18 protein-coding genes and 1 riboswitch are annotated in these 24,374 nt (G+C 38.7%); of the genes, 17 read left to right on the forward strand and 1 reads right to left on the reverse strand.

Annotated elements, in window-relative coordinates:
* The first annotated feature begins 130 nt into the window (after positions 1–130).
* The 17 genes from ACP3T3_RS16525 (at position 131) to ACP3T3_RS16605 (ending at position 23,224) form a co-directional block, all read left to right on the forward strand.
* Entirely contained in the window at positions 131–4,492 is a 4,362-nt protein-coding gene (locus tag ACP3T3_RS16525; protein ID WP_426476911.1) for a CusA/CzcA family heavy metal efflux RND transporter, read from the forward strand.
* Position 4,493: 1 nt separating this feature from the next.
* Positions 4,494–5,711 carry an efflux RND transporter periplasmic adaptor subunit gene (locus ACP3T3_RS16530; RefSeq protein WP_426476912.1) on the forward strand — a complete coding sequence of 406 codons (1,218 nt, stop codon included), beginning with the start codon at positions 4,494–4,496 and terminating at the stop codon, positions 5,709–5,711.
* 132 nt (positions 5,712–5,843) lie between these two features.
* Positions 5,844–6,725 (forward strand): bestrophin family protein, encoded by an 882-nt coding sequence (locus ACP3T3_RS16535; protein ID WP_426476913.1) that lies wholly within the window; start codon positions 5,844–5,846, stop codon positions 6,723–6,725.
* A gap of 12 nt (positions 6,726–6,737) precedes the next feature.
* Positions 6,738–7,157, forward strand: a complete 420-nt coding sequence (locus ACP3T3_RS16540) for a Fur family transcriptional regulator (protein ID WP_426476914.1) — start codon at positions 6,738–6,740, stop codon at positions 7,155–7,157.
* Positions 7,158–7,535: 378 nt separating this feature from the next.
* Positions 7,536–9,185, forward strand: a complete 1,650-nt coding sequence (locus tag ACP3T3_RS16545) for a heavy metal translocating P-type ATPase (protein ID WP_426479982.1) — start codon at positions 7,536–7,538, stop codon at positions 9,183–9,185.
* A gap of 1,083 nt (positions 9,186–10,268) precedes the next feature.
* Positions 10,269–10,631, forward strand: coding sequence for a hypothetical protein (locus ACP3T3_RS16550; protein ID WP_426476915.1), 363 nt, complete (start codon positions 10,269–10,271; stop codon positions 10,629–10,631).
* A gap of 176 nt (positions 10,632–10,807) precedes the next feature.
* Positions 10,808–11,083: a YHS domain-containing protein gene (locus ACP3T3_RS16555; RefSeq protein ID WP_426476916.1), complete on the forward strand. Its 276-nt coding sequence runs from the start codon at positions 10,808–10,810 to the stop codon at positions 11,081–11,083.
* Positions 11,070–11,747, forward strand: coding sequence for an SCO family protein (locus ACP3T3_RS16560; RefSeq protein WP_426476917.1), 678 nt, complete (start codon positions 11,070–11,072; stop codon positions 11,745–11,747). Before ACP3T3_RS16555 ends, ACP3T3_RS16560 begins: the two co-directional genes overlap by 14 nt.
* Before the next feature lie 368 nt (positions 11,748–12,115).
* Positions 12,116–12,790, forward strand: coding sequence for a superoxide dismutase (locus tag ACP3T3_RS16565; RefSeq protein ID WP_426476918.1), 675 nt, complete (start codon positions 12,116–12,118; stop codon positions 12,788–12,790).
* Between the two features lie 4 nt (positions 12,791–12,794).
* Positions 12,795–13,163: a hypothetical protein gene (locus ACP3T3_RS16570; protein WP_426476919.1), complete on the forward strand. Its 369-nt coding sequence runs from the start codon at positions 12,795–12,797 to the stop codon at positions 13,161–13,163.
* 178 nt (positions 13,164–13,341) lie between these two features.
* Complete coding sequence (locus tag ACP3T3_RS16575; RefSeq protein ID WP_426476920.1) at positions 13,342–14,169, forward strand: MbnP family protein; 828 nt, start codon at positions 13,342–13,344, stop codon at positions 14,167–14,169.
* On the forward strand, positions 14,162–15,211 hold the full coding sequence (locus ACP3T3_RS16580) for a cytochrome-c peroxidase (RefSeq protein ID WP_426476921.1): 1,050 nt from the start codon (positions 14,162–14,164) through the stop codon (positions 15,209–15,211). The genes ACP3T3_RS16575 and ACP3T3_RS16580 overlap by 8 nt, the downstream gene beginning before the upstream one ends.
* Positions 15,212–15,223: 12 nt before the next feature.
* The gene (locus ACP3T3_RS16585) at positions 15,224–16,171 is read left to right on the forward strand and encodes a transporter (RefSeq protein ID WP_426476922.1); all 948 of its coding nucleotides are present in this window, start codon (positions 15,224–15,226) and stop codon (positions 16,169–16,171) included.
* A 92-nt stretch (positions 16,172–16,263) separates the two neighbouring features.
* A riboswitch (cobalamin riboswitch) is annotated at positions 16,264–16,448 on the forward strand.
* A 109-nt stretch (positions 16,449–16,557) separates the two neighbouring features.
* Positions 16,558–18,591 carry a TonB-dependent receptor gene (locus tag ACP3T3_RS16590; protein ID WP_426476923.1) on the forward strand — a complete coding sequence of 678 codons (2,034 nt, stop codon included), beginning with the start codon at positions 16,558–16,560 and terminating at the stop codon, positions 18,589–18,591.
* Entirely contained in the window at positions 18,588–19,721 is a 1,134-nt protein-coding gene (locus ACP3T3_RS16595; RefSeq protein ID WP_426476924.1) for a YncE family protein, read from the forward strand. Before ACP3T3_RS16590 ends, ACP3T3_RS16595 begins: the two co-directional genes overlap by 4 nt.
* Positions 19,722–19,735: 14 nt before the next feature.
* The gene (locus tag ACP3T3_RS16600) at positions 19,736–20,929 is read left to right on the forward strand and encodes a cell surface protein (protein ID WP_426476925.1); all 1,194 of its coding nucleotides are present in this window, start codon (positions 19,736–19,738) and stop codon (positions 20,927–20,929) included.
* Between the two features lie 36 nt (positions 20,930–20,965).
* Positions 20,966–23,224: a DUF5074 domain-containing protein gene (locus tag ACP3T3_RS16605; RefSeq protein WP_426476926.1), complete on the forward strand. Its 2,259-nt coding sequence runs from the start codon at positions 20,966–20,968 to the stop codon at positions 23,222–23,224.
* Positions 23,225–23,375: 151 nt separating this feature from the next.
* On the opposite strand, the gene ACP3T3_RS16610 is transcribed toward ACP3T3_RS16605, so the two are convergent.
* Positions 23,376–24,164 carry a T9SS type A sorting domain-containing protein gene (locus ACP3T3_RS16610; protein ID WP_426476927.1) on the reverse strand — a complete coding sequence of 263 codons (789 nt, stop codon included), beginning with the start codon at positions 24,162–24,164 and terminating at the stop codon, positions 23,376–23,378.
* Positions 24,165–24,374: the final 210 nt, after the last annotated feature.

Below are 24,374 nucleotides of genomic sequence, written 5' to 3' on the forward strand. Positions count from 1 at the left end.
AAGCTTTTGCTTTCTGATATTTACCTGTGCTTGAAACTTTGCAATACCATTGCAGGGGTTTTCAGGATATTTTTGCTGCAGTATTTTATACTGTGTGCATTCACTTTTCAATAAAAATTAAATATCAATCGTGTTAGATAAAATCATAAAATTCAGTATTAAAAATAAGGTGATCATTGGATTGATGACCCTGGTGCTGATTATCTGGGGGATCTGGAGTGCCACCAGATTACCTATAGATGCTGTGCCGGATATCACCAACAATCAGGTGCAGATCATTACCGTATGTCCTACATTGGCGGGACAAGAGGTGGAACAGCTGGTTACCTTTCCTATTGAACAGAGTATTGCCAATGTTCCCGATATTCAGGAAACAAGAAGTATTTCAAGATTCGGACTTTCTGTAATTACAGTGGTGTTCAAAGAAAATGTAGATGTTTACTTTGCGAGACAGCTCATTAATGAACAGCTGAAAAATGCAGTGGAGGAAATTCCGAAAGGAGTAGGAACTCCTGAGCTGGCTCCTGTAAGTACAGGTCTTGGGGAAGTATATCAGTATATTCTTCACCCTAAAAAAGGAAGCGAAAAGAAATACAATGCCAAAGAACTCCGCACCATGCAGGATTGGATTGTCCGAAGACAGTTGAATGGAACACCGGGAGTTGCAGAGATCAACAGTTTCGGAGGCGAATTAAAACAGTATGAAGTGGCCATTGATCCCAACCGTTTAAAAGCAATGGGAACAAGCATCACGGAAATATTTACAGCCCTTGAAAAAAATAACCACAATACCGGAGGAGCTTATATTGATAAAAAACCCAACGCCTATTTTATCCGTGGAATTGGCTTAGTAACCTCTTTAGAAGATATTAAAAATATTGCGGTTAAAAACGAAACCGGAAGCGTTCCGATCTTTATAAAGGATGTTGCCGATGTGCGTTTAGGAAGCGCTGTTCGTTACGGAGCATTAACGTATGATGGGAAAGTAGATGCTGTAGGCGGAGTAGTGATGATGCTGAAAGGAGCCAACAGTAATGAAGTAGTCAGCAATATCAAAGCAAAAATTCCGACTATACAGAAATCCCTTCCGGATGATGTCATTATAGAGCCATTTCTCGACAGAACAGATCTTGTAGACAGAGCCATCAATACTGTACAGAAAAACCTCAATGAAGGAGCCTTGATCGTTATTTTTGTTCTCGTTATTTTCTTAGGAAACCTGAGAGCCGGACTTATCGTAGCTTCAGCCATCCCACTTTCCTTGCTTTTTGCATTGGGAATGATGAATGTTTTCGGGGTAAGTGCCAATCTGATGAGCCTTGGAGCGATAGACTTCGGATTGATTGTAGATGGTGCCGTAATTATTGTTGAGGCTACCCTGCATCATTTGGGCGTAAGAAAATCTGTCCGCGCATTGACGCAATCTGAAATGGATGAAGAAGTATTCCTTTCTGCATCAAAGATCAGAAGCAGTGCTGCTTTTGGAGAAATCATCATCCTTATTGTATATATTCCGATTCTTACATTGGCTGGTGTAGAAGGAAAAATGTTTACTCCAATGGCCAAAACAGTAGGATTCGCCATTCTGGGAGCCCTGATTCTTTCCCTAACCTATATCCCCATGATGAGTGCTCTCTTTTTATCTAAGAAAATATCCCATAAAGAAACCTTCTCTGATAAAATGATGAACCGTCTGCAAAAGATATATCAGCCCTTATTGCAGAAAGCGATCAAAGTAAAATATATTATCGTGTCAGCAACGGCTGTCGTTTTTCTTATTTCTGCTTTTATTTTTAAAAATATGGGTGGTGAATTTATTCCGCAGCTGCAGGAAGGAGACTTTGCTTTCCATTGTATTTTACCACAGGGTAGTTCGCTCAGTCAGAGTATAGAAACCTCCATGCAGGCATCAAGAATTATAAAACAGTTTGATGAGGTGAAAATGGTAGTCGGGAAAACCGGTTCCGCTGAGGTTCCTACAGATCCAATGCCACCTGAAGCAACCGATATGATTGTGGTGTTAAAGCCGCAAAGCGAATGGAAAACCAAAAAATCTTACAATGAGTTAGCCGATGAGATCAGCGAAAAATTAGAAACAATTCCTGGCGTATTTTTTGAAAAAAACCAGCCTATTCAGATGCGTTTCAATGAGCTGATGACCGGGATCAGACAGGATGTTGCGGTAAAAATCTTTGGAGAAAACCTTGATTCCTTAGCTGTGTATGCAGATAAAGTTGGGAAAATCATTCAGACAGTGGGCGGAGCTACAGCCCCTCAGATTGAAAGAGTGAGTGGCCTTCCACAGATTAATGTTCAGTATGACAGAACAAGAATCGCTAATTACGGATTGAATATCGAAGATGTCAACAATGCCGTAAGTACAGCCTTTGCAGGGAAAGCTGCCGGACAGGTTTTTGAAAATGAAAGACGTTTTGATCTGGTTGTCCGCCTGGACAGTCTGCATAGAACGGATATTTCAGATGTGAATAATCTGATGATTACTTCTGCTACAGGTGCACAGATTCCATTATCGCAGGTGGCAAATATTAGTTACAAATTAGGACCCGCACAAATCAGTCGTGAGCAGGGAAAACGTAGAATTGTTATCGGATTCAATGTAAAAGACCGTGATGTGGAAAGTGTGGTGAAAGATATTCAGGCAAAACTGAATACAATGAAACTTCCTTCCGGATACTACTTTACCTACGGAGGACAGTTTGAAAACCTTCAGGAAGCGAGCAAGCGCCTGATGATCGCTGTTCCGATATCATTGCTTCTTATTTTTATGCTGTTGTATTTTACCTTCCGCTCGTTCAAACAGGCAGCATTGATTTTTACAGCCATTCCTATGAGTGCTATTGGTGGTGTATTTGCGCTTTTAGTGAGAGATATGCCATTCAGTATCAGTGCCGGGATCGGATTTATTGCCCTTTTTGGAGTGGCAGTATTGAACGGAATTGTTTTGATAGGAACATTCAACCAATTAGAAAAAGAAGGCGAAACCGATATTCTGAAAAGAGTATTTGAAGGAACAAAAACCAGATTAAGACCTGTATTAATGACGGCAACGGTAGCTTCATTAGGATTTTTGCCAATGGCTATTTCTACAGGTGCGGGTGCCGAAGTGCAAAAACCATTGGCTACAGTAGTGATTGGGGGGCTGGTAACAGCAACATTCCTTACACTATTTGTTTTGCCGATGCTGTATATCATTTTTAATACCAAGATTTTGAAAAGAAAAAATAATAATACGGGAACCATTACTGCCGTTCTTGTTGTAGGATTAATGATGCTGGGACAAACTTTTAAGGCACAGTCCAGACCGATTTCTGTAGAACAGGCGGTAGAACAGGCGGTGAACAATAATTTAGCCCTGCAGTCTAAAGATTTAAGCATTAAATCTGCTGAAGCATTAAGACCAACTGCAAAAGAACTTCCTAAGTTAGGGGTTACAGCACAGCTTGGGCAATACAACAGTCCAAGGTTTGACCAGTCGTTTGCCATCTCACAAAGCATTCCTTTTCCAACCCTTTTTAAAGCAAGAAAAGACTTAATCAATGAGAATATTAAAAGCAGGCAGATTGATAAGGAAATTACAGCTAATGAACTGATAAAACAGGTTCGTACCTATTATTATCAGATTGAATATCTTCAGTATAATAAGGCACAGCTGACCAGCCTGGATAAATATTATGAAGAGTTTATCAGAATTGCAACTGTAAGATTCAAAGCAGGTGATATCAAAAAGATCGAAATCAGTACCGCGGAAACTCAAAAAGGAGAAATTGATCTGCTGCTCAGACAAAATGAAGTCTATCTGAATAATGCTTATAAGAATTTAAAAACTCTTATGAATACGTCAGAAGATATTGAAGTACCATTTAATAAAGATTATGCCCCTTTAAAAGCAGAAAATGTACTCGATAGTGCTGTGGTTGGCAACAACCCATCTGTAAAAGCTTTTTACCAGGAAATGGAAATTGCTGAAAAAAATAAGAAAGTTGAAAAATCTCTCGGGCTTCCTGATTTCAGCTTAGGATATACCAACCAGTCTTTGATAGGTCTTCATACCATCAACGGGCAGGAGAATTTTTATAACTCAGGGAAACGTTTTCAGTCGGCAACAGTAGGGGTTGCTATTCCATTGACATTTGGGGCTACAAAAGCAAGAATCCAGGCATTGGAATATGAAAAACAGGTCGCTGAAACCAATGCTAGAATGCAGCAGAAACAGCTTTCTGCTCAGTTGGAAAATGCTTTCAGCCAGTACCAGCAGGATTTACAGCAGTATGATTACTATACAGGTCAGGCACTGCCTAATGCAGAGAAAATTGTAAAAGCAGCTCAGCTGGGATATAAAACAGGAGAAATTTCCTACGTGGAATATCTTTTTGCCCTGCAGACTGCCACAAATATCCAGTTGAAATATCTGGAATCCATCCAACAGGTGAATCAATCTGTAGTTACTATTAATTCAATCATCAATAAATAACATGAAACTAAAACACAATATCATATATCTTACAGTTACGGCTCTTTCCATTATAAGCTGCGGAAAGCAGGAAAAGGCAGATGTTAAAACCGAACAATCGGAAAAAAGCCATGGCGAGGAGCCCCAAACCATAGCTTCTCTTACAGAAGAGCAGATGAAGTCTGTAGGAGTTGCTTTGGGAACCCTAGAAATGAAAGAGCTGACATCCACCATAAAAGCCAACGGTTTGCTAAGCGTGCCTAACAGTAATAAAGCCACAATCACTTCCCTGTATGGAGGAATCATCAAAACCATCAATATTCAGGTAGGAAGTATCGTGAAAAAAGGACGGGTCATTGCCACCATTGCCAACCCGGAATACATCCAGCTTCAGGAAGATTATCTGACCACAAACAGCAGAATAACCTATGCAGAACAGGAGTACAGAAGACAGAGAGAACTTTTTGATAATGATGCCGGAGCCAAGAAAAACCTTCAGAGCGCTGATGCAGAACTTAAAACCTTAAGAACGAAAAGGGCATCCCTTTTAAAACAGCTTCAAATGATGGGAATAAGCCCGGGAAAAGTGAGCAATGGAAATATGAAATCCGGTCTGGTGATCACTGCACCCATCAGCGGAACAATCAGCGGTATCACCGCACAGATTGGAAGTTATGTGGATATTTCCTCTCCCGTTGCAACGGTGATTGATAACGGGTCCATTCATCTCGATCTCCAGGTATTTGAAAAAGACCTCCCTAAAATGAGAGTAGGGCAGATTGTTCATTTTAAATTGACCAACAATCCGGAAACCGAATATGATGCAAGAATTTACAGCATAGGATCTTCTTTTGAAAACGAAAGTAAAACCATTTCCATGCACTGCGAAGTGATCGGGAACAAATCCGGACTGATTGACGGAATGAATATCACCGGAATTGTAAGCCTTGATAAAAGTACAACTCCTGCAGTTCCTACTGAGGCCATTGTGGAAGCCGATGGGAAATACTACGTGTTTATTCAAACCGATAAAAAAGTGGAAGAAGAGTACGAAGAAAAAGGAAAACCACATCCGAAAACTTTAAACTTTGAAAAAATAGAAATAGTGAAAGGAACAGCTGATATGGGATATACCGCGATAACTCCGGTAGGGAATATTCCGGACAATGCAAAAATAGTAGTGAAAGGAGCATTTTTCGTGAATGCAAAACTGGTGAATTCAGGAGAACACGAACACTAATGAAAGGCGCCGGAACCAGTAGAATATCGATTTTTATCCTTAAATTAGAGCTGTTTACGTAATTTTTATTGAATAAAAACGGTTGGAAGAAACTAAAGATAACCTCACCGAATTTTAATAAATAACCCGATTATGTTATTAAACAAAAAAATATCAGTCTGGTATTTCATCCGTGAGATAAAAACCCAGATTCTGTTTATCGGAATATTTGCCATAGCCATTGGCCTTCTGGACGAATTGCCATGGTTTCGCAAAATATCACTGCCGTTGAATATCCCGGCATTATTGGGAACAGCAGTATCATTGCTGCTGGCTTTCCGTACCTCCCAGTCCTATGAAAGATGGTGGGAAGCCAGAACCGTTTGGGGCGCTATTGTTAATGATTCCCGAACTTTTGTAAGGTTGATTATTCAGTTTATGCCGGCAGGAGAAGACAAAACAATAAAAGATTTTGCTGAAAGACAGATCATCTGGACGTATGCACTTGGAGAATCACTGAGAAAACTTCCATTTTCTGAAAAAGTTCAGCAATATCTGGATCAACATCAGATCAAAGGAGCCAATATTCCCAATGCAATTCTGGATGCACACTCCAGACAGCTGAAAGAAATTGCAGTTTCCAAAGGACTGACAGATTTTAAGCAGATGCAGCTGAATGATATCATCACAAGGCTCTGCGACAGCATGGGGAAATGTGAAAGACTGAAGAATACGGTTTTCCCGCGTTCTTACAGTGTTTTAGTTCATATTCTGATCTATGTTTTTGCGGCTATCCTTCCGTTTGGACTTGATGATTCACAGCTGTTGGTAGAAATTGCAATCACTTTCCTGGTCCCGGTGACATTCATTGCGATTGAAAAAACATCCATCATCATGCAGGATCCGTTTGAAAATGGCCCTGTAGATACACCAATGACCTCTCTGGCACAGACCATAGAAGTCAATATCAGGCAAATGATCGGTGAGCAGAATGTTCCACCCAAAAAAGAGAATACATCCTATTATGAAATGTAATAATTTGTAAATATGAAAAAGGATATAGAACACAAACTCATTGATAAAAATACCAAACCTACCAGTATGAGGATCTTGGTATATGATTTCTTAAGCTCCCAGGAAGCAGCTTTGTCTCTTTCTGAAATAGAAAATCATTTTGACAATGCTGACAGAATTACCATCTACAGAACATTGAAAACCTTTGAAGAAAAAGGAATTGTTCACAGCATTCAGGAAAATACAACCACGAAATACAAATTATGCGAAGACGATTGTGATGAAAAAACACATAAAGACTGGCACCTGCATTTCTACTGTAAGATTTGCAAGCAAACCACCTGTAAAGAAGATGTTTCTTTCCCGGAAAACATTCAGACCAATTTCAGGATTGACGAAATACGATTGTTTGCTAAAGGAATCTGCGAAAACTGCCTTGAAAATTTGCAATAGCATTGCATCAGTCTCATCTTTACATTTGTATAAAAATATTCAGTTATGGAAAAATGCTGTAGTACAACCCCGGAAAAACCAGATACAAAAGGACACAAACATCATCACGAAGAAGGAGACGGACATGACCATGACGGGCATGATCATTCTCACGACTCCGGAGATCAGACAGTCTTTCAGATGTTTCTTCCGGCTATTATATCCTTTATCATTTTATTGTTAGGAATTGCTTTTGATAACTATATAAAACCCGTATGGTTTACAGGCTGGGTACGTTTAGTGTGGTTCCTGGCAGCTTATATTCCTGTAGGATTCCCGGTATTGAAAGATGCCTATAAAAGTATCATCAAAGGAGATGTGTTTTCAGAATTCTTTCTGATGAGCATCGCAACTATTGGTGCTTTCGCCATAGGAGAATACCCTGAAGGAGTCGCAGTAATGCTGTTTTATGCTGTAGGAGAAGTGTTCCAGTCTATGGCAGTTACGCGAGCTAAAGGAAATATAAAAGCATTATTGGATCAGCGTCCTGATGAGGTAACGGTTATGGATAATAATCAGCCAAAGACTATGAAAGCAAAAGAAGCTAAAATTGGAGACATCATTCAACTGAAACCCGGTGAAAAACTGGCGCTGGATGGGGAACTGCTTTCGGATTCAGCTTCATTCAACACGGCTGCTTTAACGGGAGAAAGTAAGCCTGATACCAAAAATAAAGGCGAAGTGGTCCTTGCCGGGATGATCAATATGAACAGTATTGCTTTGGTAAAAGTAAATACGGCCTATGAAGACAGTAAACTGAGCAAAATTCTGGAATTGGTTCAGAATGCCACGGCTCAAAAAGCTCCAACAGAATTATTCATTAGGAAATTTGCTAAAGTATACACTCCAATTGTTGTATTTCTTGCCATAGGAATCTGTTTACTGCCGTATTTCTTTGTGAGCGACTATCAGTTCAGAGACTGGCTGTACAGAGCATTGATATTCCTGGTAATTTCCTGTCCTTGTGCCCTTGTGATCTCAATTCCATTAGGATATTTCGGGGGAATTGGTGCTGCTAGCCGAAACGGAATTTTATTCAAAGGAAGTAATTTCCTGGACAGCATTGCAGACATTCAGAATGTAGTGATGGATAAAACAGGAACCATGACGGAAGGTGTATTCAAAGTTCAGGAAGTAAGCATGAGCCCTGAATTTAATAAAGAAGAAATCCTTCAGATGGTCAATGTTCTTGAAAGTAAAAGTACCCACCCGGTGGCAACGGCTATTCACAATTATGCAGGAGAGATCAATCATGCTATTCCTTTAGAAAATGTAGAAGAGATAGCTGGTCACGGATTGAAAGCGACTATTAATGGGAAAGAACTTCTGGTTGGGAATTTTAAGCTGATGGATAAATTCAACATCAGTTATGATCTTAACCATGCCAATATTGTGCATACGGTCATTGCGGTTGCTTATGACAATAAGTTTGCAGGATATATCACGATTGCAGACAGTATAAAAGAAGACGCGAAAGAAACCGTAGACAATTTGCATAAAATGAATGTAAAAGCCACCATGTTGAGCGGTGATAAAGGAACTGTTGTGAAATACGTAGCGGACCAGCTGGGAATTGACAATGCATTCGGGGATCTGCTGCCTGAAGATAAAGTCAATAAAGTTAAAGAAATCAAAGCCAGAAATCAAACCGTCGCTTTCGTAGGAGACGGCGTGAATGATGCTCCTGTAGTGGCCTTAAGTGATGTAGGAATTGCGATGGGAGGCTTAGGAAGTGATGCCACCATTGAAACAGCTGATGTTGTCATTCAGGATGACAAACCAAGTAAAATTCCCATGGCCATCAACATCGGAAAGCAAACGAAAAAGATCGTTTGGCAGAATATCATTCTTGCCTTCGCTGTAAAAGCCGTTGTTCTGATCCTGGGAGCCGGTGGACTGGCAACCATGTGGGAAGCCGTATTTGCTGATGTAGGAGTAGCATTGCTGGCTATTTTAAATGCCGTAAGAATTCAGAGAATGAAATTTTAAGAAGCAAATAATAAACACAACTCAATTATATTCAATAAAAGCTCTGCTGGATTTCAGTGGGGCTTTTGTTTTTAATAATACATCGTGCCAGCCATTCCATTGAAATCCATATTATGAAGCTGAGATTCCTACGGAGTGACAAAAGGACTGTCTTTACTTTCCATATAAACTATGACTGACAAATACAATTAATATAAAAATGATACACACAGCTTGTCATTCCGTAGGAATTCAATGATCATGCTCATTATTAGCAGTATTAAATTTATCGGAGATAAAATCCTTACGCCTTAAAGCAGTAAGCATTAAAAAATAACTTGCGTCTTTGCGTTTCCAACATCGCATACACATCAAAATTTAATTTAAAAAAGGTAACAGATTTTTTTGTTGGAAATCGCAAGGGCGCAAAGAAGATAAAAATTGTGTTGTTTTTTAAGGACGCAAGAAAATCAAAGATTTTCAGCAAGATTGCTTATTAATGATTAGCAGCATTCAGATCATTATTACAGTATTAAATTTTATCGGAGATAAAATCCTTACGCCTTAAAGCAGTAAGCATTAAAAAATAACTTGCGTCTTTGCGTTTCCAACATCGCATACACATCAAAATTTAATTTAAAAAAGGTAACAGATTTTTTTGTTGGAAATCGCAAGGGCACAAAGAAGATAAAAATTGTGTTGTTTTTTAAGGACGCAAGAAAATCAAAGATTTTCAGCAAGATTGCTTATTAATGATTAGCAGCATTCAGATCATTATTAGCAGTATTAAATTTTATCGGAGATAAAATCCTTGCGCCTTAAAGCAGTAAGCATTAAAAGAAATTTGCGTCTTTGCGATTTCCAACAAAACAAAACACTTTAAAAACAAAAAGCTCTGCCAAAAACATCAGCAAAGCTTTATCAACAAGATTAAATTGTATATAAAGAACTAAATTTTACTCAAAGTTCGGGATAATATTATTCCGATGACAGGCACAGTTTTGTAATTTTTGTGGGTAACAGTAAACAAGCATACTGACATTCATCATAAATCATCCGGAAAACAGTTTTGAAGTAGTATATTTGTAGCAGAGAACAAAATCATTGAAGGTATTTATTTCCATATTCATCATTTTTACCGTTGCAGTACGTCCCGTTTTGCCATTGGTAAATTATGCAGTAAACTATGATTATATTGTGAAAAACCTTTGTGAGAACAGAAACGTACCGCAATCTACATGTAAAGGAAAATGCTACGTGGAAAAGGAACTGGCAAAAACAGAAAAACAGTCCAATAGCTCCCAAACCATAAAAATTGCCGGATTAGATGTTTTTATTTCTCATGATATCCTTTCTTTCTCATCTTATTTGACCTCGGAATCGCTTTCTGAAATTCCTGATTCCAGTTACTTTAATTCTCACTCTTCAGAATACTTTTCAAGGATATTCCATCCTCCATTGGCTTAATTTTTATTGTAAACTATATTTTTAGTTTATGAGGTAAAAGAGTTTAAAGCTTTTATTGATAAGTCATTAAAGATACATTATGCAGTTAAAATACATTGAGGAATTATGTGTTTTCTCAGACTTGTACATTGTATCATAATTTTATCTAACATTATTAATTTCAATTTAACATTAAAATGACATCTCCTATTATTTTGGCTGCACTGCTGTCAATATCATTGCTGTCGTGTGCCAAGGAAACGCCTAAGGTAAAGCATGCAAGCCACATGGATTCTTCCGGAAAAAAGATAGAAAATATACAGGTTGTGAATGAAGTAGATCCTATCTGTCATATGAAAACGGCCGGATCTCTTAAAGATACTGCTGTCTATAAAAATAAAACGTACGGTTTTTGCAGCGTGTACTGCAAAGATGAATTCAAAAAAAGCCCTGAGAAATATGCCCAAAAATAAAAAAACCAATAATAAAAGTAAAGTGATCATACCCATAGCGGTTATAGCATTACTTTTCCTGGGAATCGGGGTAGGAATGGGGTATTTTAAAAAGAACCTTTACACCGTGATGAAAGTTCCTGATTTTGAACTGACCGATCAGAACAGCAAAAAAATTACCAATAAAGATATGTTGGGAAAGGTATATCTCGTAGAATTTTTCTTCAGCAAATGCCCTACCATATGTCCGGTGATGAATACGAATATGAAGGCTATTCAAAACCAGATCAATGATCCCAATTTTGGTATTATCTCCATCAGCATTGATCCGGAAAATGATACTCCCGCAGCATTGAAAGAACATGCTCAAAGAATAGGCGCAAAATCTCCGAACTGGCATTTCCTGACCGGAGACCGTACCTATATTGGTGATCTTGCTGATCAGTTTAATATCTATGTTGGTGACAAAGAAGATGAAGGAGAAAGTCTGAACCACAGCGGGATGATTGCCCTGGTTGATCAGGAAGGAAATATCCGTTGCAGATATAATAAAGAAAATATGCCGATTTTATATTATTCAGGATTGAATTACGAAGATCCGGAAGGTAAAACGCCAATGTTGACGGGTAAATACCATCCCGACAGAGAAATCCTGATTGAGGATATTAAGAAATTATTGAAATAAGGAAGCTGGGAGAGTGAAGCTGGAAGCTGGAAGTTATTCCGGACGGGAAGATCTGGCGGTTTTTGAGATAGCTGTAAAAGCAAATGAGAGTTGAAGAATTTATGTTATGGCATTAATTACTTCCAGCCTCGATCTCCCATCTTCCCGCTTAGCAAGAGGATATTAAGAAATTATTGAAATAAGGAAGCTGGGAGAGTGAAGCTGGAAGCTGGAAGTTATTCCGGACGGGGAAGATCTAGCGATTTTTGAGATAGCTGTAGAAGCAAATGGAAGTTGAAGAATTTATGTTATGGCATTAATTACTTCCAGCCTCCATCTCCCATCTTCCAGCTAATAGAAAACATTGTTAAACCATAAACAAAAACGTTATGAAGATTATGAAAATAGCTGCCTTAAGCGCAGTTTTCGCGGCTCAGTTTGCACTGGCTCAGTTTAAGCAGACTCCTCTGCCATATGCTTATAATGCTCTGGAAGGAAATATTGATGCCCAGACGATGGAAATTCATTATTCAAAGCATGGTGCAGCTTATGCAGCCAATTTGAATAAAGCTATTGCAGGAACTCCACAGGAAAAAGAAACGTTGTTTCAGATTCTTTCCAATGTTTCAAAACTGCCGGCTGCAGTAAGAAATAATGCAGGAGGGCATTACAACCACGAACTGTTCTGGACTGTTCTTACGCCTCAGAAAAATACACAGCCTTCTGCAAAATTAGCAAAAGCCATCACTGAAACTTTCGGAAGTATGGATGCTTTTAAAGAAAAAATGGCTAAAGCCGGAGCAGGCCGTTTTGGATCAGGATGGGCATGGCTTTCTGTAGATAAAAACGGGAAATTATTCGTTTCTTCTACTCCTAACCAGGACAATCCTTTGATGGATGTAGTAGAAGAAAAAGGAACTCCTATCTTCGGAATTGATGTATGGGAGCATGCTTATTATTTAAAATATCAGAATAAAAGAGCAGATTATCTTACTGCGATCTGGAACGTTACGAACTGGAAAGAAATCAGCAGAAGATATGACGAAGCGATAAGCAAGAAATAGCCTGATGAAATTATTGTACAGCATACTTTTTACCTTTTATATGGTGCTAAGACCTTTAGTGCCTGTAGTAGAGTATGCTGTAAATTATGATTATATTGCTAAAGTTCTCTGTATTAATAAAAACAGACCGGAGATTCACTGTAATGGAAAATGTTATCTGAGTAAAGAACTGGCCAAAACCAATGATTCGGAATCTTCACCCTTTCAAAAGATAAAAAATTCAGGACAGAAGGTCCTTGATACCTATATCCTGCCGGATACTACAGAGATTATTACTACTAAAAAGCAAACGTTTTTCAATTTCAATTTTACTTACGAAACAGCCTATTCTTTTCTGTTTCTTACCCATATTTTCAAACCACCGGTTTTTTAAGTTGTACTATCACTATCTAACCACAAAAGTCACAAAAGCTTAAGTGTTCTTATGTACATAAGGCTTATCACTTAATATCACTTAAGTGTAAGAACTTTTGTGCCTTTTGTGGTAAAAAAAGAATGTTTTTGCATTCAAAATAACACATTCAAATTGTATTCAACTTAAAAAATCAACAATGAAAATTTCTCAATTTTTATCACTATCCTTTATTGCCCTTACTTTATTCTCTTTTGTATCCTGCGAAAGCAGCAGGGATGATAATCCGCAGGATGCAACACCCGGAAAACTTCAGATCAAATTTGAAAACGGATTTAATAATGTAGGAGACATTGTTCTGAATCAAACGGTTCAGACTTCTTCTAACGGACAGAAACATAATTTCTCCGCTTTGAAATACGTCATCAGCAATATCGCGCTGATAGATGAAAACGGAAACGAATTTAAATACAATGAAAACAATCCTGATAAAGGCGCTTTTATTGTAGATCAGGCAGACGCTGTAGCCGGAATTATATATCTTAACCTGGATGGTGTTCCGAAAAACAATTACAAAAAAATAAAATTCGGTTTGGGAGTCAGCCAGAAAGCATATTTACTAGGGCAGGATGGACAGGCTGAATTCTGGACAAAAGCCAAGCAGAAAGGAATGTCATGGTCATGGGCTGCCGGTTATGTTTTTGTAAAACTGGAAGGGAAATATGGTAATGATGCTCCTTCAAAAGAATTTATGAACCATACCGGAAATATGGGTAATACTGAAGCCAATAATACAGCGGATCTTTATCGCGAAATCACATTAAACCTTCCTACCACAGCAAGAGTAACGGCACAAATTCGTCCTTCTGTTCATATTCTGGCCGATCTGAACCAGTTTTTGAGCGGAGATAAGGCACTTGCCCTCACCACAGCCAATGACATGTTGATGGGCTCAAACCAACACCTGGTAGATGTTACCAACAATCTCACAAAAATGTTTAAAGTAGACCACGTTCACAATGATTAATTTTTTTGTTAAAACGATACTGGTTCTGCTTGTATTTCTGTTGAGTTGTATTTCCTGCTCTGATGAGGTGATTCAGCCATTGAAAAAAGATGAAGCGTATAACCTGCAGTTTCCGTCTTATTTTCCCGAAATGACTTTTGATAAATCAACCAATCCGGTAACTAAAAATGGAGTGGAGTTGGGAAGAAAATTATTCTATGAAGGCAGGCTTTCCAGAAATAATACCATTTCATGCGGTTTCTGTCATATTCAGGAAAATGCTTTTACCCATCATGGCCACACAGTAAGTCATGGTGTAGATGACAGAATCGGAATCAGGAATGCGCCACCCATCCAGAATATGGCTTTTTTGAAAAGGTATATGTGGGACGGTGTAATTCATAATCTGAATGAACAGCCCATCAGCCCGATTACCGACGTGAATGAAATGGACAGCTCCATACCGGAAGCCATTTCAAAGATAAAAGATGATCAGAAATATAAAAAACTCTTCAGGGAAGCGTATGGTGATGAAACCATTACCGGAGAAAGAATTCTGAAAGCATTGTCGCAGTTTATGGCTTCTTTAATTTCTGCAGATTCAAAATATGACCGATTCAAGCAGGGAAAAGAGCAGCTAACTTCAGCAGAATCTCAGGGAATGGTTTTGTTCGGGCAGAAGTGTGCTTCCTGTCATAGCGGAGAACTGTTTACTGATGAGAGTTTCAGAAATACAGGAATGTATTATAACACTGAATTCAAGGATGCAGGACGTTATAGAGTGACCCTTAATCAGGTAGATTGGATGAAATTCCGTGTTCCGAGTTTAAGAAATGTAGAATATACAGCGCCTTACATGCATGACGGAAGATTTTATACCTTAGATGCGGTCCTTAATTTCTATTCGAATCAGGTAGAAGATAATGCCAATCTTGATCCTCAGCTGAAACAGAACGGTCATGTGGGAATTGTCATGAACAGCCAGGAAAAACAGTCGATCATTGCATTCCTGAAAACATTATCGGACAAAAGTTTTATATCCAATCCAAAATTTGCAGAATAATTTATAGAAAACATGAAGAAGATTATAGTAATAGTAAGTTTGATCCTGTTTAGTCAGTATCAGGCAAAGACCATTAGAGATAGCGCGTATATTGTTCCTGAAACCTTTAGCAGATTCGATTTTGATGATGATTGTGATGCGTGCGGCTGTGCAGCCGGTAACGGATCTTCCGGCTTTGAATCTTTATTGAACCCACAGTTTATCGGAATCAAATACTTTGCACAACATTACAAAGCAAAGGAAAACTTATTTGTAAAAGACCTTACACAGGATCAGTATTTCAATACGTTACAGCTTTGGGGAAAAATTCCATTGACTAAAAAACTGAGTGTTTATATAAGTCTGCCCTTTCATTTTCATGAAAAGAAAACCATGCAGGGAGATATTAAAATCAATGGAATAGGGGATCTGAACCTGATGGGAATTTACCAGCTGATGAGCTCCAAGGATAATTTCCATCACCTTAGCGGAGGTTTGGGTGTGAAAATTCCGCTTGGAAAATTTGATGAAAAAGGAGTCTCCGGTGTTAATCCGAGTTTTCAGCTGGGAACCGGAAGCTGGGATTATCAGGCTGCTTTGAATTATAAATTTCAGAAAAATAAAGTGGCCGTATTGGTCAATACAGATTATACCATCAAAACAGAGAATAAAAAAAATTACCGCTTTGGAAATCAATGGAACTATGCCGCAACAGGTTTTTATCAGGTTGCAGGAAATGATAAGTCCATTTTTTCTGTAAAAACCGGAGTGCAGGGAGAGGTTTATGCTCAGAACAAACAGTTTGATGAAGGTTTACCCAATACTGCAGGAAGTGCTTTGTACGGAAAACTGGGATTTGAAGCTTCTTATAAAAAGCTGAGTCTGGGAAGTGAAGTAATGCTTCCCATGTACACTCATCTGGCTGGGGGAGATATTGAAGCAAAATCAAGGTTCAGTATTTTCCTGAATATTGGAATTTAAAGTGAAACCCCTGATAAAATCACGTTAAAGCTCCTTCGGGAGCTTTAATTATTTATGAATCATGATTTTACTTGGGTATTAGGAATAATTATTTATCTTTGCCGGAATTTGGTGAGCCGTAAAAAGCTCTTAAAAGGGAATCCGGTGAAAATCCGGAACAGACCCGCTGCTGTAAGCTCCGCACCAAAGTTTTTGAAGAATATATCCACTGTTTTTTTATGGGAAGGATTTCAAAAATGGAGTAAGTCAGAAGACCTGCCAGAAAATAATCGTTTGACGCTTTCGTGGAATAAAGCTTAGGACATCAATGATTCTGTGCAGTGACAGCTGTGCTTTGTCGTTGTATTCTTATATCCATTAGCGTCATCATTATCCTAAATGAGCTAATGGCGGCAAAACTAACTACTTCTACAATTCATAAAGCTGTTTTCACAATATTGGTGATCACATCTCAACTTTTATATTCTCAAAAAAAGAAGAATGACACGCTGAAGGAAGAATCCATCAAGGTGATCAGCCTTTACAAGAAAAGTTTTAAAGAGATCCTTCCGGCACAAACCCTGCAGGGAGAGCAGCTGGAAAGACTGAACAGCCAGTCTGTAGCAGATGCACTGCGGTATTTTTCAGGTGTTCAGATCAAAGACTATGGAGGATTGGGTGGTTTGAAAACCATTAATATCCGAAGCATGGGAAGTCAGCATGTAGGCGTTTTCTATGATGGAATTCAATTAGGAAATGCCCAAAACGGACTGGTGGATCTGGGAAGATATTCTTTGGATGATCTGGAAGAAATATCATTGTATAACGGTCAGAAAAGTGAAATCTTCCAGCCGGCAAAAGACTTCGGATCTTCGGGATCTATTTATTTACAGCCTAAAACGCCTGTATTTAAAGGAACAAGAAAAACTAATCTGGTTATCAGAGCGAAGAGTGCTTCCATTGATCTTTTCAATCCGTCATTCCGATTGGAGCAGAAGATTTCAGACAGGGTTTCTGCCAGCTTCAGTGGAGAGTTTATGCAGAGTGACGGAATTTACAGATTTCGGTATGCCAAAAAATATCCAGACGGACAGCAGGCTTATGATACCATTGCAAAAAGACAGGATTCAGATATTCGGGCAAAACGTTTTGAAACTTCTTTAAACGGAACTTTAAATAACGGAAGCTGGAATATCCGTGGCTACGGTTATATTTCAAACCGCGGAATGCCGGCTCCTATTGTCAACGGGCGTTTCGGAGGAAGAGGAGCGAGACTTTCCGATGAAAATTATTTTGTGCAGGCCAACCTGAGAAAAAAGCTGTTTCCCAAATTGGAAACACAGCTGAAAGCAAAATTTGCTTACGATTATACCCATTTTATGGATACGGTTCGTTCGCAGTCTATTATTTATACAGATAACACCTATATCCAGCGAGAGCTCTATCTTTCCTCATCCAATATCTATTCTATCACACCCAATTGGGATGTCAGTCTGAGCGGGGATTTTCAGTACAATAACCTGGATGCCAATCTGGATAACTTTTCTTATCCAACACGCTATACTACACTGGTAGCATTGGCAACAACCTATCAGTGGAACAGGTTCAAAATCCTGGGAAGCCTTTTAGGAACCTTTACTTTTGAAGAAGTAAGAAAAAACAAAAGGCCGGGAGATGCAAGAGAATGGACACCTGCCGTATTTATGAGCTATCAGCCGGAAATCATTCCCGAACTTACCCTTAGAGCATTTTATAAAAGGATTTTCCGACTTCCAACCTTCAATGATTTGTATTATACCAATATCGGAAATACGTATCTGAAGCCGGAATTCACCAATCAGTATGATGTAGGATTTACCTATCAGAAGAATTACAACAACCATTTCTTTAAAAGCTTTTATGCTAAAGTAGATGGTTATTACAACAAAGTACAGGATAAAATCGTAGCTGCACCTAACGGAAGTATGTTCCGCTGGCTGATGATGAACCTTGGAATGGTTGAAATCATAGGAGCTGATGTAAATCTTCAGACCGAAATGCAGCTGGGACAAGTAAAACTAAGACCATTGCTTTCCTATACTTATCAAAGTGCAAGAGATATGAGCGATCCGGAAGACACTTTCTACCGCAATCAGATTCCTTATACCCCATGGCATAGCGGATCTTTCAGTCTGATGGCGGATTATAAAGACTGGGGTTTCAATTACAGTGCAATGTACGTAGGAGAAAGATATGACGTGAATCAGGATAACATTCAATACAATTATGTACAGCCTTGGTATACTCACGATCTGTCTGTTCAGAAAAAGTTCAGCTGGGCAAATCATCAGTTTAAAGTAAGCCTTGAGGTGAATAATATTTTCAATCAATACTATGATGTGGTTATCAATTATCCGATGCCCGGAAGAAACTTTAAACTTATTCTAAACTTCACTCTATGAGAAAACTAAACTTTTATTTTTTATTTCTTGTATTAGCTTTTCTTACGTCATGCCGTACAGATGATATTATCGTCCGTCAGGAAGTGGTAGAAGGTCTTCCCTCAGAAAATACAGCAATAAAAGGCTTCTATATGCTCAATGAAGGAAATATGGGAAGCAACAAATGTACGCTGGACTTTTTTGATTATACCAAAGGAACCTATTACCGCAATATCTACGCAGAAATCAACCCGAATGTGATAAAAGAACTGGGAGATGTAGGAAATGATATCAAAGTCTACGGAAGCAAACTCTATATCGTTGTCAATGTTTCCAACAAAATTGAAGTACTGGATGCTAAAACTGCTAAACGTATTACTTCTATTCCATTACAAAACTGCAGATATCTTGCCTTCAAAGACGGGAAAGCGTATGCCAGCAGCTATGCCGGTCCGGTAGCTATTAATCCAAAAGCACCTAAGGGAAAAGTAGTGGAGATTGACACCACTTCTCTTTCCATTCAGCGTGAAGTGGTGGTAGGATACCAGCCGGAAGAATTGGAAATTGTTGGGAATACATTATTTGTGGCCAATTCCGGAGGATACAAAGCTCCCGATTATGACAATACAGTTTCCGTCATCGATCTGAACACTTTTACAGAACTCAAAAAAATAGAGGTTGCCATCAATCTTCACCACATTAAAAAAGACAATTACGGTGATCTGTATGTAACCTCAAGAGGAGATTATTATAACGTTCCTTCCAGTTTGTATTTGATAGATGCAGCTACCGGAACTGTGAAGAAAAATTTCAATCTCTCTGTCAGTGAAATGATAATCGTTAATGATAAACTTTATTTCTATGGAAATGAATTCAATTACAACACCCACAGTTACAAAAAAACATTTGGGATCATTGATGTAAAAACAGAAGAGATTATCGCCAACAGAATTTTTGATAAAGAATATGAAACTGCCATTAAAACACCTTACGGAATTGCAGTAAATCCGATCACAGAAGATATCTATATGACAGACGCCAGAAATTACGTATCCATGGGGTTTGTGTATTGCTTTGATAAAAACGGACACTTAAAATGGAAGACAGAGGGCGGAAATATTCCTGCCCACTTCGCTTTTTTATACAAATAACCAAACTTTAAGAAATGAACAGAAATACCTTTACTTATTTGAAAACGGGAATTTTATCATGTTTCCTGATAGGTGTGATAGCCTGTAAACATGATGATGAAGAAGAATTTACATTCAACGGTCTAGATGATTCCTATACCATTGAGCGTTTTAAAGTTCTGAGCATTCCTACTCATGCTGCGGGGTCGGTTGTATGGAGTATTAATGACTCTATTATTTCTCAGAACTCAGAACTAGAATTTATAAGTCCGAAAGCCGATGCTTATCCTTTGTCTTTAAAGATCAACAATAAAGGAAACGAGCAGGTTTTTCATTCCAAAATAATCGTTAGCAAAGAAAAAACACCTTACAGTAAATATATTTCTAAAGTATTAGAGTTCCGCCCTGCTGTAGGACAGTTTATGAACGAAATTCCGGAATATGTACCAGGAAATACAGCTGTAAATATGCTTCAGAAAGCCAATGAATCGTTGGTTGGAGGAAATTCTACCATGATCAGTTTGGGAGGTTATGGCGGATACGTAGTTTTCGGTTTTGATCATACTATTCCCAATCTGAACGGAAGAGATTTTAAAGTACTGGGAAATGCATTTTTTGGAAATGATGCTGCTGATCAGCGTTCAGGATCTTGTGAACCGGGAATTATTATGGTGGCCTACGACCGAAATAAAAACGGAAAACCGGACAATGATGAATGGTACGAAATTGCCGGCAGTGAATATTTTAAAAATACCACTATAAAAGATTACAGCATAACGTATCATAAGCCTGACGAAAATAAAACTCCTGTACCCGGAACCGAATTCTGGCAAACCGATGTAGAATATATCAAATGGAATGACAACCTCGGAAACCATGGCTTTAAAACAAAGAATACTTTTCACACCCAGAGTTATTATCCTTTATGGTTTACGGATCCCGCTTATAATTTCTCAGGAACAAGACTTGCCAATAATTTCTTTGACCAGAACGGAGACGGATCCTATTGGGTAGGAAAATCATATGAGTTCGGCTATGCAGATAATGCCCCGAATACTGATGCAGCTTCTAATATTGATATTTCCTGGGCGGTGGACAGAAACGGAAAATATGTGAAACTTCCGGGAGTCGATTTTATGAAGATATATACGGGAGTCAATCAGGAAGCTGGCTGGCTGGGAGAAGTTTCTACAGAAGTGGCAGGAGCCTATGATCTACATTTCAAATAATAGTTCAATTATACAATCTATTTAAATTAATAAAAAATGAAAAAGTTTTATCTTTTTATGATGCTTTTTCTGTTTGCATGCGTATCAAATGCACAGATAAAAGTTCAGGGTGTACCCCGAAATGATATTTCAGGGATCAGCAACCTTAATGCCACTACCATCAGTTTTTCTGATATTCAGTATTGGGTAGGATCAGGATCCAATCAGGCTGCTTTTGTAGTCCAGTGGAACGATAGCAAAAATCCTGATGCAATGGTTTGGGGATTCAAATGGGACGGAAATGCCACTGGCGAAGACATGCTGAAGGCTATTGCTAAAGCAGATCACAGATTATACACATTATTGTATCAGGGAACTCAGTTTGGATCAGCTGTCGGTGGAATTGGTTTTGACCTTAACGGGCAGAACACCAATGCACTGATCAAAAGCGGAAATACCACTTATCCGTTGTATCCGGTAAATGGTTTTGTGAATACCACAGCTTATGATTTTGACAGCTATACCATTGTAGATGCTGCCAGCGATCACTGGCAGTCTGGCTGGACAGTGAACGGATATTGGGCATATTGGGTGAAAAACCCGGCAGATGGTGATTTCGGATATTCGAGTGTTGGAGCTTCTTCACGTGTGTTAGAAAACGGATCTTGGGATGTTTGGAACTTTAATGTAGGATTTAGTCAAACTCCGGTTTCTTCCACTATCACTCCTGTTTCCCCATATGTAGCTTCCACCAGTTTTACCAATGGATATTTTATGGTAAACGAAGAATGGTTTGGTCATACCAACGGTTCCGTGAATTTCATTGACAATAATGGTCAGATCAATTACCGTGTGTATAGTAACGCCAACAATAACCAGGCTTTCGGAGCAACGACACAATACGGAACCATCTATGGAGATAAATTCTATTTCGTATCAAAACAGGCTGCGGATGGAGGAGATACTCAGTATACTCCCGGAGGAAGATTGGTTGTAGCCAATGCGCAGACGATGCAGAAACTTGCAGGATTCAGCAACATCGGAGGTGGTGACGGAAGATCATTTGTAGGGGTGAACGAGCATAAAGGGTATATCGGAACTTCTACAGGAATCGTTCTTTTCAATATTGATAATTTACAGGTAGGTAACTTAATTGCCGGAACAGGTGGAACAGGACAGATCGGCAACATGATCCGTACTTCACAATATGTTTTTGCAGTGAAGCAAGGGGCCGGAATTTTAGTAATTAATCCTGATACAGATACAGTAGTGAGTACTATTGCCGGAGGGTTCTACTCGGTGGTTCAGGCCAAAGACGGAAGTGTATGGGGAATCCAGGATCAGAAGCTGATCAGCATCAATCCTGCTACTTTTGCAACACAGGTTTACAATATTCCAACAACAAAGTATATCGGTGACTGGGGGGCATGGAATGCAGGCAGATTTACTGCCAGTAACAAAGAAAATGCCTTATACTGGATCAATTCAATCAGCAGCTGGAGCTCAGGAACGCAGATTGTGAGATTTGATGTGACCACGAAAACGTTTAACGAAAACTTTGCAGCCATTCCCGGACAGACAGGACAGTTTAAGCAGATTCCTTACGGTGCGGCACTGCGTGTAAATCCAATTACCGGTGAGCTTGTTTTAAACACAACAGAAAGCGGGTACGGAGCACATTACCAGAAAAACTGGATTCATACCTACAATACGAGCGGAGCTCTTATCAGTACCAAAACGCTGAATGACTATTATTGGTTTCCTTCAATAACGGTATTTACCAATAATTCAGTTCCTGTTGTCAGCAATACTTTGCCTTCACAGGTTACCGCGGGAAGTACAACAGCAATTGACCTGAAATCAATAGTTTCTGATGCAGACAATCTGTCGGTATCAGTTGTGAAATCAATCAAATCAAACAGCAATCCTACAGCCGTTTCTGCTGTGATTAATAATAATGATGAGCTGGTTTTGACGCCGCTTGTTTCCGGTACATCTGATATCGTCATCAGCTTTAATTCAAACGGTAAGCTGGTGGAAAAAGCAATTACAGTTAACAGTACAGCATCAACCTTGGCAACTGCTGAGGTGAAGAAACTTGAATTCGGTATTTACCCGAATCCGGTTACTGATATCCTTACGATTAAAACCCGGGAGAAGATTCAGCATGTTTCTATCTATGATGCTTCAGGTAGAGCAGTCAATGTACAGCTGAACAACGGACAGATCAATGTAAGTGCCCTTCCAAAAGGTACTTATATTTTGAAAGCAGTGACCGATAAAGCGGTATATCAGCAAAAACTGATCAAAAACTAAAAACTATTTAGATAGTTATCTTGTTAATTTAACCCTGGCCAGTTTTGGTCAGGGTTTTTTATAAAATATTGCAGAATATGAAGGATAATAAGTTGGTATATAAAAACCCGGCAAGCTTTAGCTTGCCGGGCCGGTTATTATGTATCTTCTCTTATTTGATGATCACCTTTTTAGAATATGTCTTTCCTTCTTTTGTAGTAATATTCATGATATATACACCCTGTGGCTGTTTTGCTTCAAATGTATTAGAACTCAACTTGGAACGGAATACTTCTTTTCCTGAAGTATTGGTTAAAGTGACTTCCGAACCTTCTGCAGCAACATTTTTGTCAAGTGTGAATTGCCCATTCTGATTGTGAGCCATGAAGTTGATGAACGGATCCTTGTACTGATAAGCATAGTATACTCTAAGTTCACCGCCAATATTCAATAATCCTGAATTCACATTAATTTTAATACGGTCAAAAGGAATGTTCATGGTAAGCTCAATTTCACCTTTGCTTGGATCTCCGGCTCCAAGGTTGATCAGAGCATTGTTGAGACTCTGGTAATCGTTATTGGAAACGTCCCCGTTAAAGGTTTCAATCGATACCCCTCCCAATACCTGAGCAGACAGTGGAGTGCCATTTGAACCAATTCCGATCACAAGCTTATTGGTATTGTTGGCGATATTGGTAGTTGGGAAGATCAGTGTCTGTTCTGTTCTCGCTAAAAGACCTACTGAAACCTGGATAGTAGAGTAGTCACTTTCGTTACTTCCCACTGCATTCTGAGGATTCAATACTCCGCAGCCTAAACATACTCCCAACACCTGGTTGGTTTGGCTGCTTGCATAGGTTTTCACAATCTGTGCAAAAGACATTGTGCTTGTTAAAAACAGGAATGATGCCAAAGCTGCAGTTCTCATCGTGCGTTGGCCAGGTAATAAATAAGTTTTCATATGTAGAAAATTTTTGGGTTTTAGCTTTTTGTAAATTTATAAATAAAATAATTATGTTGTATAATTTATTTCATATTTGTGTGATTTGTTAATGATTTATTGATACTATCAATTATGATTTTATTTTATTCAAGAAATATTCTTCTGTATTTCGTTGGAAATGAATACAGAAAATACCGCAGCCTTATTAAGTCTGCCGCACTTGTTATT

The sequence above is a fragment of the Chryseobacterium sp. CBSDS_008 genome, assembly GCF_049959325.1.
Classification (GTDB): Bacteria; Bacteroidota; Bacteroidia; order Flavobacteriales; family Weeksellaceae; genus Chryseobacterium.